We start from the raw sequence: 11611 nt of genomic DNA on the forward strand, positions 1-11611 counted from the left end.
GTGAACACGCTCAGCAGCAGGCCGATCAGCAGGCCCAGCCAGGCGCCCGATCCGGCGCCGGCCATCAGCACCCGCCCCCAGGTGAGGCGTCCGGTGACGCGCTCCACCTGCTTGAGGTCGGTGCCGACGATCAGCACGTTGTGCACGGGGAACTCCTCGTCAGAGAGGTAATCCACCGCCTGCTGCGCATCGGCGTAGTGGTCGAAGACCCCCAGCGACTGGGGGTACTCGAGGGCGAAGACTTCGGGCATGGGGGCTCCTAGAGCTGGTAGTCCTTGAGGAGGGCGCGGCCGATGATCATCTTCTGGATGTCGGACGTGCCCTCGCCGATCAGCATGAAGGCCGACTCGCGGTAGAGGCGCTCGATCTCGTACTCCTTGGAGTAGCCGTAGCCGCCGTGGATGCGGAACGAGGCCTCGACGACCTCGTTGCAGTACTCCGAGGCCACCATCTTGGCCATGCCGGCCTCGACGTCGTTGCGCTTGCCGGCGTCCTTCAGTCGGGCGGCCTTCACGACCATGGCGTGGGCGGTCTCGACCTTGGTGCCCATCTCAGCGAGGCGAAACAAGATGGCCTGGTGCTGGGCGATCGGCTTGCCGAAGGTCTCCCGCTGTTGTGCATAGGCGATGCCGAGCTCGAAGGCTCGATTCGCGATGCCGACGGCGCGAGCGCCGACGTTGACGCGGCCGACCTCGACTCCGTCCATCATCTGGTAGAAGCCTTGACCGGGCTTGCCACCGAGGATCTGGTCGGCTGAGATCTTGTGGCCCTCGAACACCATCTCGGTGGTGTCGACGCCCTTGTAACCCATCTTGTCGATCTTGCCGGGGATGGTGACGCCCTGCGCGGTCTCGCCGAAGCCGGCTTCCTTCTCGACCAGGAACGTCGTCATGTTCTTGTAGACCGAGTCATCACCCTCGTCGGTCTTGACCAGGACGGCCACCAGCGTGGACGAGCCACCGTTGGTCAGCCACATCTTCTGGCCCGTGATCTCGTACCCGTCATCGGTCTTGACGGCCTTGGTGGAGATCGCCGAGACATCCGATCCAAGAGCCGGCTCGGACATGCTGAACGCGCCGCGCACCTCTCCGGTGGCCATCTTGGGCAGGTATTTTTGCTTCTGCTCGTCGGTGCCGTGGTGCATCAGCAGGTAGGCCACGATGAAGTGCGTGTTGATGACCCCGGACACGCTCATCCAGCCGCGGGCAATCTCCTCGACGACCAGCGCGTAGGTGAGCAGCGACTCGCCGAGTCCGCCGAACTCTTCGGGGATCATGAGGCCGAAGATGCCGAGCTCCTTGAGACCCTCGACGATCTCGGTCGGGTACTCGTCCTTGTGCTCCAGGTCCGTGGCGACCGGAATGATCTCCTTCTCCACGAACTGGCGGACCAGCTTGAGGATCTCGGTCTGATCGTCGGTCAATCCTTCGGTGCTGACGAGCCGGCCCATCGGTACTCCTTGCTCCATGCTGCGATGTGATCGCTGCGACGTGTGACCTGTCGACTCTACCGATGCGTAGCGATGCTGGCTGGACGGCGGGTCGTGACATGGATTACCCCAGTCAGGACGTGGGCGCCTCGACCGGCGGGCGGCGCAGCACGACGACTCCCAGCCCAGCGATGATCAGCGCCAGACCGACGTAGACGCCCAGGGGCGGGGTCTGGCCCAGGAAGATACCGGCCAGCAGCGCGGCACCGGGCACCTCGAGGAGCAGCAGCAGCGAGATGGTGCCTGGCGTCATCACCGACAGCAGGTGGTTGAGGATCGAGTGCCCCAGCAGCTGTGCAGAGACCGTGACGGCGATGATGGCGATCCACGTGGTGGCCGCGAAGCCCACCAGCTCGATCCCCGCCACGAGAGCGGCGACCGCCATCACCACGGCACAGATGGCGTAGCAGGCGACGGTGTACGAGCTGGTCGACACCTGACGACGCACCCGGCTGCCCGCGTCCAGGTAGATCGCCGCGGCCGCTCCCCCGCCCAGCGCGAGGAGGTCACCGGTCAGCGACTCGGTCGACAGCGTGAAGTCCACCCCGGTGATGACGAAGACGCCGGCGAGCGCCAGCCCCGCTCCCACCAGCACCGTGCGCGGGATCGGGGTGCCCCGCAGGCGGTCCAGCAGCACCACGAACACCAGCTGCATGCTGACCATCGCAGTGGCAGCAGCCACGGACGTCAGCTTGAGCGCCGAGATCCACGCCCCGAAGTGCACCGCGAGCATCATCCCGGCCAGGACGACATCGCGTCGGCCGGCACGATCCAGTCCCGCCAGCTCTGCCGGGGCCCGGCGCGCGGCGAACGGAGTGATCGCCAAGGCGCCCAGCGCATTGCGCCACATGCCGATGGCCAGCGCGGGCGCCGCCGCCCCCGCCATCAACGGTCCTGACGCCGACACCCCGAGCACCGCCACCAAGGCGAGGAAGGCATTCACGTCGCCACCCTAGGTCTCCGACTCCCCACCTCTGGTAGCGGTGGGCGCTTGGGTCAGCCCCAGGACTTCTCCAGCTCGGCGAGGGCGTCCTCGAGGTGCTGGAGGAGACGCTGCAGGTGCGGGACGCTGCGGCGGCAGCCGATCAGACCGACGTCGAGGAAGCCCTTGCGGCTGGTCAGGGTGATGTTCAGCGCTTGTCCGTCCGTCACGATCGAGACGGGGTACATGCCATCGAGCCGCGCGCCGTTGAAGTACATCTCCTCCTTCGGCCCCGGCACGTTCGAGACGATCACGTTGAACGGCGGACGGGCGTACCGGACGTAGCCCGGAACCGGGGTCATCGCCAGCGGCGCCATCTGGATCGCCGACAGAGCCAGGATCTGGGTCGGCGTCATGTCGCCCATGATCTTCTTGGCCTGCTTTGAGGAGTAGGAGATCTCCTCGAGCCGGGTGGACCCGTTCTCGCGGTCCGTAGCGAGATTGACCACGATCGCTCCCACCTGGTTGCCGCCCTCGCGGCCGGCCGAGTCGCCCCTCAGCGCCAGCGAGATCGGTACCATCGCACTCATCGGCTCGTCGGGCAGGGCGTTCTGCTCCAGCAGGTAGGCGCGCAGCGCACCCGAGACCATGGCCAGCACCACGTCGTTCAACGTGGTGGCCGAGGACTTGGCGACCTGCTGGATGCGATCGATGCTCCACGACTGCGCGGCAAAGCGTCGAGCGCCGCCGACCGGCCCGTTGAGGATCGTCTTCGGCGCACGCGGCAACGTGATGTCGTTGTCTCGCACCACCTGTTGGGCGATCTTCAGGCCCGCCGGCACGAGCCCGGCGAGCTCACCCACGACATCGGCGCCGGAACGAACCATGCCCCACGGGTCGAGGCTGCGCGTGCCGCTTTCGGTGCGTTCACGCTGCGGCAGCAACCATGGGGGCAGACAGTCGCGGGCCTCTGGGTCCTCGCTAAGGGCGCGCTGCATCAGCTTGATCGCCGCCACGCCGTCGACCATCGAGTGGTGAATCTTGCTGTAGACGGCGATCCGCCCATCCTCCAACCCCTCCACGACGTGGCACTCCCACAACGGACGGTGCCGGTCGAGCAGGGATCCGTGCCAGCGTGAGGTCAGGTGCAGCAGCTCGCGGATTCGACCGGGACGCGGAACCGCCGAGTGCCGTACGTGATAGTCGAAGTCGACGACGTCGTCAGTGGCCCACCAGGTGTTGCCCAATGACCCGACCGGGGCCTTCGGGTGCCGGCGAAACAGGGGCGAGACATCATCACTTTGCCGCATCGCGGCGACGATCTCTCGCGCAAAGTCTGGCCCAGATCCCTCGGGCGGAACGAACAGCTGGAGTCCACCGACGTGCATCGGGTGCTCGCGCGACTCGGCGAGCAGGAACATCGAGTCAGTTGGCGGCATGAATGGCATCGGGACTTCTTTCGTGTCATCGATCGGCAAATGCGCTGGTCAGCGAGTACGCTGGTCCACTGTGTGGCGCACGTCACTCTAGAGGAACGACGACACGTGTCCCGATCGAAAGGGAGTTTCCCCCATGGTCTCGCATCTCACCGTGGCCGCTGAGCCACGCTTCATGCCGGGAGCCAGCCTGCAGTCCCGGCTGCTCGGTCTGGGCCTGCGCCACACCGTGCGGCCCGTCATCGGGGCCTGGGCTCGTCTGCCGTTCGAGATCTCTCCCCCCAACCTCGTGGACACCGTCGCCCGGCTCCTGCCGCTGCACGAGGGCACGCGGTGGCGCACCGTCCACCTGACCGACTGCTCAGCGGAGTGGCTGCGCGCCAAGGGTGTCGACGAGTCCACCGACACCGGCGCGATGGTGTACTTCCACGGTGGTGCGTTCATGACCTGCGGGCTGAACACCCACCGCCGACTGGTCTCTCGCATCTCGTTCTCGGCCAAGCGACCGGTGCTCAACGTCGGCTACCGCCAGATGCCGCTCGAGCCGATCCTCACGTCCATCCGCGATGGAGTGGACGCCTTCGCGTGGCTCATCGACCAGGGGTATCGCTCGGACCAGATCACCATCGCGGGAGACTCCGCCGGCGGATACCTCGCCTTCAGCGTGGCTCGCGCCGTCATGGATCAGGGCTGGGGGCGTCCAGCCGGCATCGTGGCGATCTCCCCGCTGCTGGACTTCGACGACACCCGCAAGCGCGCGCATCCCAACGCGCACACGTGTCAAACCTTTCCCCTGCACGCCATCACTCGGCTCAGCAAGGTCGCCCGGCAGCACGACACCCGTCGCGGCGTCGATGGTCAACGCACCTGCCCGGTCGACATGCCGCTGGCCGACATGCCGCCCACGCTGATCCACATCGGCTCCCGCGAGGTGCTGATGGCCGATGCCGAGCTGATGGCCAACCGTCTGACCTCCGCCGGAGTTCCGTGCGAGCTGCAGGTGTGGGACCGCCAGGTGCACGTGTTCCAGGCCGCCGCCTCGTTCGTGCCCGAGGCGCGTGCGGCGATCGAGGAGATCGGCACGTTCGTGCGTCACCTCGCCCAGCACCCCTACCAGGTCGCGGCACCCGCAGGTTCGGTGCGGAAGCCCTCGAGGAACACGGCAGAGGCCGTCCCGGTCTGATCGCGATCTGCGAGCCCCGGGCAGGTCAGTCAGACTGATCAGGAGAGGGGAACACCATGCACGAGCCACGCGACGAAAAGCACATCATCGACGAGAACGACCTCGAGGTGCACGACCCCAAGACAGCCGCCGCCGGGGTGACCGGCGTCCTCGTCGCGTTGCAGCGGTCCGTCGCTCACATGGGGCTGCGGCGCACCGCGAAGACGCTGCGCAAGCTGAACCAGGCCGATGGTTTCGACTGCATGAGCTGCGCGTGGCCTGACCCAGACCCCGACAATCGGCACGCCGCCGAGTTCTGCGAGAACGGCGCCAAAGCCGTCGCCGAAGAGGCTACCCGCGCACGAGCAACCCCGGCGTTCTTCGCCGACCACAGCATCGCCGAGCTAGACGAGCACGACGAGTACTGGCTCGGCCAGCAGGGCCGCATCACTGAGCCCATGGTCAAACGCCCAGGCGCCACGCACTACGAGCCAATCTCCTGGGACGACGCGCTCCACCTCATCGCTGCCGAGATCAACGCACTGGACTCCCCCGACGAGGCGATCTTCTACACGTCGGGACGCGCGTCGAATGAAGCCGCCTTCTCCTACCAGCTGTTCGCTCGAGCCCTCGGCACCAACAACATGCCGGACTGCTCGAACATGTGCCACGAATCCACCAGCATCGCTCTGCAGGAGTCGATCGGCATCGGCAAGGCCTCGGTCTCGATGAACGACGTCTACGAAGCCGATTTGATCGTGATCGCTGGTCAGAATCCCGGAACCAATCATCCCCGGATGCTGTCCGCGCTGGAGATCGCCAAGCGGCGCGGCGCACAGATCATCGCGATCAACCCGCTGCGCGAGGCGGGCTTGCACACCTTCCGCAACCCTCAGGTGCCCCGCGGCATCGTCGGCCAAGGCACCGAGATTGCCGACCTGCACCTGCCCATCCGCATCAATGGCGACCTCGCTCTGTTCCAGGCCATCGGCTCGCTGATGGTGGAGTGGGATGCACTGGACCACGACTTCATTGCCCGGCACAGCACCGGCTTCCAGCAGTGGGCGCAGCACGTCGCTGCGGTCGACTGGAGCACCGTGGAGCGCGCCACCGGTCTGACCCGCGACGACATCACTGCGGCGGCCGAGATGATCCGGGCCTCCGACAAGACCGTGTACTGCTGGGCGATGGGCCTGACCCAGCACCGCAATGCGGTGGCCACCATCAAGGAGGTCTGCAACCTGGCGTTCGCTCGCGGCGACATCGGCAAACCAGGCGCCGGACTGTTCCCGATTCGCGGCCACTCCAACGTCCAGGGCGATCGCACCATGGGCATCTGGGAGCGCCCTCCCCAACATTTCTTGGACTCCCTGCAGGCCGAGTTCGGGTTTGACCCACCCCGCGAGCACGGCCTCGACACCGTCGACTCCGTCCGCGCCATGCGTGACGGCAAGGCTCACGTCTTCATCGGGCTCGGCGGAAACTTCGTGCACGCGGCGCCCGACACCAAGGTCACTGCCGCCGCACTGCAGAACACCCGCCTGACCGTGCAGATCTCCACCAAGCTCAACCGCTCGCACCTCGTGTGCGGCGACACCGCCGTGATCCTCCCGACCCTGGGGCGCACCGAGAAGGACGTCCGAGGCGGCAAGGAGCAGTTCGTCACGGTCGAGGACTCCGTGTGCGCCGTGCACGCCTCGCGCGGGGTGCTCGACCCCGCGAGCAAGCACCTGCGGTCCGAGACGGCGATCGTGACGGGCATCGCCGAGGCGACGCTGGGCGACCGTCACGGCATCGCCTGGTCGGCCATGCGTGAGGACTACGACGTCATTCGTCACCACATCTCGCGCGTCGTGGCGGGCTGCGAGGAGTACACCGCCAAGGTCGACCGGCCGGGCGGATTCGTGCTTCCCCACCCGCCCCGCGACACCCGCACCTTCGAGACCGAATCCGGCCTGGCCGAGTTCGCCGTCTCACCCATCAACGTGCTCGAGGTGCCCGAAGGCCATCTGCTGCTGCAGACCCTGCGCAGCCACGACCAGTTCAACACCACCATCTACGGACTCAGCGATCGCTATCGAGGCATCGAGGGCGGCCGTCGCGTCGTGTTCGTGCACCCCGACGACATCGCGGCGCTTGGCTTCAGCGACGGCGACCTGGTCGACCTCTCTGCACGGTGGGACGACGACGACATCGAGAGAACCGCCCCGCAGTTTCGCATCGTCGCGTATCGCACGCCGCGAGGGACCGCCGCGGCCTACTACCCCGAGACCAACCCGCTGGTGCCGCTGGACTCCACGGCCGAGTCCAGCAACTGCCCCACCTCCAAGTCGGTCGTCGTGTCGCTGACGCCATCGGATCGCGAAGCCCACAGCGGCTCGTTCGACCGCCTCGGTCAGCAGCGCGCCACCGGGGCGGACAACGGCCACAAGTCACGCCCCCAGCCGACCCATCTTTCGTAGGGTCACAGGTCCCGGTCCACAGCGTCAGAACAGGTTGGCTGCCTTCATGACGGTCTCGTAGATGCCATAGATCAACGGAACCGCGACCACGATCCACGCCACGACGAGCAGCGGGGACAACGGCTTGTCGACGGTGCTCGCGACTTTGGCTGTGCCCGTTCCTGCGTCGTCCTCCAACGACTCGTCAGACTCGTTGTACTTGTCGTTGACGGGGCGGATGGCGAGGTTGGCGACAAACCCTACGGCCAGGATGCCGACCATCGTCAGCAGCGCCGGACGATAGTCGCTGGCCACCAGAGCCCCGGGCTCGCCCTGGGCGTCCAGGATTCGATTGACGATGAGCGGTCCGACGACACCCGCGGCGGCCCAGGCGGTCAGCAGTCGGCCGTGAATCGCCCCCACCTGGTACGTGCCGAACAGATCACGCAGATAGGCCGGGACCGTGGCGAAGCCGCCTCCGTAGAAGCTGATGATCACGCCTGCGAGCAGGGCGAACAGCGTGGTCGAGGACGAGCCCTGAAAGGCCAGCAGCGTGTAGAGGATGATGCCGACCCCGAGATACATCACATAGATGTTCTTGCGCCCGATCGCGTCCGACGCGGACGACCACCCAAAGCGACCCGCGAGATTGAACAGCGACAGCAGTCCGACGAAGCCGCCCGCTCCCGCGGCAGCGACGGTCGAGGTCGAGCCCTCGCGGAAGAAGTCCTGGATCATCGGTGCTGCCTGCTCGAGGATGCCGATGCCGGCCGTCACATTGCAGAACAGCACGATCCACAGCAGCCAGAACTGCGGGGTCCGGATCGCGTTGTTGGCCGACACGTGGTTGGTCGTCACCAGCGACTTGCTGCGCACCATCGACGGATCGAAGCCCTCCGGCTTCCAGTCGTCGGCCGGCACCTTGATCAGCCAGGCGCCGAACAGCATCAGGACCAGGTAGATGAGTCCGAGCGAGACGAACAGCTTCGCGACAGCCGGGCCCGAGGCGATGCCCGTGGCCGTGTCGTAGCTGTCGTCAAAGATCTTCAACAGCTTCGCGGAAAGGGGGCTGGCCAGCGCGGCCCCTCCACCAAAGCCCATGATCGCCATGCCGGTCGCCAACCCTGGGCGGTCCGGAAACCACTTGATCAGTGTCGAGACCGGCGAGATGTAGCCGATGCCCAGGCCGATGCCGCCGAAGACGCCATAACCGAGGTACACCAACCACAGCTGGCTGGTCGCGATCCCGAGCGCGCCGACCATGAATCCGCCCGCCCAGAACAGCGCCGCTGTGAACATGGCGCGCCGGGGTCCGCCGGTGTCCACCCAGGTGCCGAACACGGCCGCCGAGATGCCCAGCATCACGATGGCCAACGAGAAGATGATGCCGATCGAGGTCAGCGAGGCATCGAAGCGCTGCACGAGCGAGGCCTTGTACACGCTGGTCGCGTACACCTGGCCGATGCTCAGGTGCACGGCAAGTGCGGCGGGAGGAATGAGCCAGCGATTGAAGCCGGCTGGCGCAATCGTGCGCTCGCGGTCGAGCAGGTCGAGGGACACGACGACTCCTTGAGAATGTGACGGGAGTCTCACCGTAGGTGCACGCCGCCGAGTCCGCAGGTCGACGCCCGCTGTGCCGGGTGCGGAACGGCAGGCCGGATAGAGTCGGGCCGTGAGCGCAACCCCCAGTCGCATCTTCTTGTCCCGCATCGTCGGGCACGAGGTGTTCGATCCTGCCGGCGATCAGGTGGGCAAGCTGCGGGACGTCGTCGTGGCCGTCCGGTCCGACCGGCAGCGCCCGCGGGTGCTCGGGCTGGTCATCGAGGTGCTGGGGCGCCGCCGCGTGTTCTTGCCCATGACCCGGGTGACCTCGCTGGATTCCGGCCAGGTCATCACGACCGGCGTGCTCAACGTTCGCCGCTTCGAGCAGCGCCGCACCGAGACGCTCGCCCTTCACCAGCTCTTCGACCGCACGGTCACCACGCCCGATGGCACGTCCTCGACGGTGTACGACCTCGCCATGGAGCAGAATCCCCGTCGCGACTGGTACATCAGCGATGTTGCGGTGCAGGCCGCGGGCAAGCGCTTCAGCCGCCGCGGCCCGCAGCAGGTCCTCGAATGGGGCGAGGTGACCGGGCTGGCCAGCGAGGAAACCGGGCAGGGCGCCACCCATCTGCTGGCCACGATGGACGAGATGCGCGCCGCCGACGTCGCCAACGCGCTGCGAGAGCTGCCGGTCAAGCGACGCATGGAGGTCGTGATCGAGCTGGGTGATGAACGCCTCGCCGATGTGTTGGAAGAGCTGCCCGAGAAGGAGCAGGTCGAGATCCTCGGCGTCCTCGACCCGGGGCGCGCCGCAGACGTGCTCACCGAGATGAATCCTGACGACGCGGCTGATCTGCTCGGCGAGCTGCCTCCTGCCACCGCTGAACAGCTGCTGGCGCTGATGGAACCTGACGATGCCGAGGACGTCCGCCGCCTGCTGACCTACGAGGAGCGCACTGCTGGCGGCATGATGACGACGGAGCCGATCGTGCTGGCGCCCGACACGACGATCGCCGAGGCGCTGGCCCGAGTGCGGGAACCGGAGATCAGCCCGGCCCTGGCCACGATGGCCTACGTGTGCCGCTCTCCGCTGGAAACCCCCACCGGCCGATTCCTCGGGGTGGTCCACTTCCAAGCACTGCTGCGCGAACCGCCATCGACCCAGGTCGGCGCTATCGTCGACAACGACATCGACTGGCCGCGGCCCGAAGCGTCGCTGGAGCACGTCGCCAACCAGATGGCCACCTACGACATGGTGGCGCTGCCTGTCGTCGACGAGAACGCGCGTCTCCTGGGGGCCGTCACGATCGACGACGTGCTTGATCATCTGCTCCCCGAGGGCTGGCGGGACAGGAACCCCGACGGACCTGAGGTCGAGTCCAGCGCAGGGGTGAGCCATGGCTGAGCGTCGACGGCACGAGCCGCGTCGCCTGGACCAGCCGCGCGACGTGCGGCGCATCCGCCGGCCGCGCCGCGAAGCAGATCCCGAACGCTTCGGCCGGTTTGCCGAGACGTTCGCCCGATTCATGGGCACGGCGCAGTTCCTCGGCTACATGACCGCGGTCATCGTGGTGTGGCTCGTGTGGAACGTCCCCGTCGGCCCCGACCGGGCCCGGTGGGACGAATACCCCTTCATCTTTTTGACCCTGATCCTGTCGCTGCAGGCGTCCTACGCCGCCCCGCTGATCCTGTTGGCCCAGAATCGCCAGGAGGCACGAGACCGTGTCACCCGCGAGCAGGAGCGCGAAGCCACCGCCCAGTCGCACGCTGACATGGAGTTTCTCGCCCGCGAGGTCGCCAGCTTGCGACTCGGCCTCGGCGAGGTCGCCACGCGCGACTTCTTGCGCTCAGAACTGCGGAACCTGGCCGAGTCGATCGAGGCCAGGTCCGAGGAGTCCGACGCGGACTGAGCCGACCACCCGCTCCCCCGTACGATGGGAGCCATGGCTGCCGTCACCGAGGACCAGATCCGTGAAGCGCTCGCGGGCGTCAATGACCCCGAGATCAAGCGACCCATCACCGAGCTCGGGATGGTCGACACGATCACGATCGAGGACACCGAGATCGTGGTGCGCATCTTGCTCACGATCTCCGGGTGCCCGCTCAAGGACACGCTGAATCGCGATGTGACCGCTGCGGTGGGGACGGTCGCGCCGGCCCACGCGGTCCGGGTCGAGATGGGCGTCATGAGCGACGACCAGCGCAAGGGCATGCAGGACATGCTGCGCGGCGGTCAGGCACAGCGCGACATCCCATTCGCCCAGACCGACTCGCTGACGAAGGTCTATGCCATCGCGTCAGGCAAGGGCGGAGTTGGCAAGTCGACCGTCACGGTCAACCTCGCTGCTGCCATGGCCCAGCGCGGTCTCAAGGTCGGCGTGCTCGATGCCGACATCTACGGCCACTCGATTCCCGACATGCTGGGCGTGGGCGACCAGCGCCCCACGCAGGTCGAAGACCTGATCATGCCGGTGCCCGTCACGCTGGCCTCCGGCGCCGAGCTCAAGGTCATCAGCATCGGCATGCTCAAGCCGAAGCGCGACCAGGTGGTCGCGTGGCGCGGCCCGATGCTCGACCGCGCCCTCGTGCAGATGCTCAGCGACGTCTACTGGGGCG

At 67.0% G+C, this 11611-nt stretch carries 10 protein-coding genes; 5 read left to right on the top strand and 5 right to left on the bottom strand.

What is annotated here, in order from left to right; translation table 11 throughout:
• The 4 genes from WB508_RS05530 to WB508_RS05545 all read right to left on the bottom strand — a co-directional run.
• A partial coding sequence (locus WB508_RS05530) for a general stress protein (protein ID WP_423843883.1) occupies nt 1–251 on the bottom strand: 251 nt, incomplete at its 3' end.
• A gap of 8 nt (nt 252–259) precedes the next feature.
• Nucleotides 260–1450 (bottom strand): acyl-CoA dehydrogenase family protein, encoded by a 1191-nt coding sequence (locus WB508_RS05535; protein WP_423843884.1) that lies wholly within the window; start codon nt 1448–1450, stop codon nt 260–262.
• Between the two features lie 112 nt (nt 1451–1562).
• Nucleotides 1563–2432: a DMT family transporter gene (locus WB508_RS05540; protein ID WP_423843885.1), complete on the bottom strand. Its 870-nt coding sequence runs from the start codon at nt 2430–2432 to the stop codon at nt 1563–1565.
• 53 nt (nt 2433–2485) lie between these two features.
• Nucleotides 2486–3859, bottom strand: a complete 1374-nt coding sequence (locus tag WB508_RS05545) for a WS/DGAT/MGAT family O-acyltransferase (RefSeq protein ID WP_423843886.1) — start codon at nt 3857–3859, stop codon at nt 2486–2488.
• A gap of 124 nt (nt 3860–3983) precedes the next feature.
• On the opposite strand from WB508_RS05545, the gene WB508_RS05550 reads away from it, so the two are divergent.
• Together WB508_RS05550 and WB508_RS05555 are read left to right on the top strand one after the other, a co-directional pair.
• Nucleotides 3984–5030 carry an alpha/beta hydrolase gene (locus tag WB508_RS05550; RefSeq protein WP_423843887.1) on the top strand — a complete coding sequence of 349 codons (1047 nt, stop codon included), beginning with the start codon at nt 3984–3986 and terminating at the stop codon, nt 5028–5030.
• 56 nt (nt 5031–5086) lie between these two features.
• On the top strand, nt 5087–7471 hold the full coding sequence (locus WB508_RS05555; RefSeq protein ID WP_423843888.1) for an FdhF/YdeP family oxidoreductase: 2385 nt from the start codon (nt 5087–5089) through the stop codon (nt 7469–7471).
• A gap of 24 nt (nt 7472–7495) precedes the next feature.
• Here the strand turns inward: WB508_RS05555 and WB508_RS05560 are convergent, their stop codons facing one another.
• Nucleotides 7496–9010 (bottom strand): OFA family MFS transporter, encoded by a 1515-nt coding sequence (locus WB508_RS05560; RefSeq protein ID WP_423843889.1) that lies wholly within the window; start codon nt 9008–9010, stop codon nt 7496–7498.
• Between the two features lie 112 nt (nt 9011–9122).
• Between WB508_RS05560 and WB508_RS05565 the strand changes: the two genes are divergently transcribed.
• From WB508_RS05565 to WB508_RS05575, 3 genes are all read left to right on the top strand, one after another.
• Nucleotides 9123–10400 (top strand): magnesium transporter MgtE N-terminal domain-containing protein, encoded by a 1278-nt coding sequence (locus WB508_RS05565; RefSeq protein ID WP_423843890.1) that lies wholly within the window; start codon nt 9123–9125, stop codon nt 10398–10400.
• Nucleotides 10393–10905: a DUF1003 domain-containing protein gene (locus WB508_RS05570; RefSeq protein ID WP_423843891.1), complete on the top strand. Its 513-nt coding sequence runs from the start codon at nt 10393–10395 to the stop codon at nt 10903–10905. The genes WB508_RS05565 and WB508_RS05570 overlap by 8 nt, the downstream gene beginning before the upstream one ends.
• A 33-nt stretch (nt 10906–10938) precedes the next feature.
• Nucleotides 10939–11611, top strand: a 673-nt coding sequence (locus WB508_RS05575; RefSeq protein WP_423843892.1) for a P-loop NTPase, incomplete at its 3' end; no start/stop codon positions are given.

It is taken from the genome of Aeromicrobium sp. (assembly GCF_049586495.1).
GTDB lineage: Bacteria > Actinomycetota > Actinomycetes > Propionibacteriales > Nocardioidaceae > Aeromicrobium.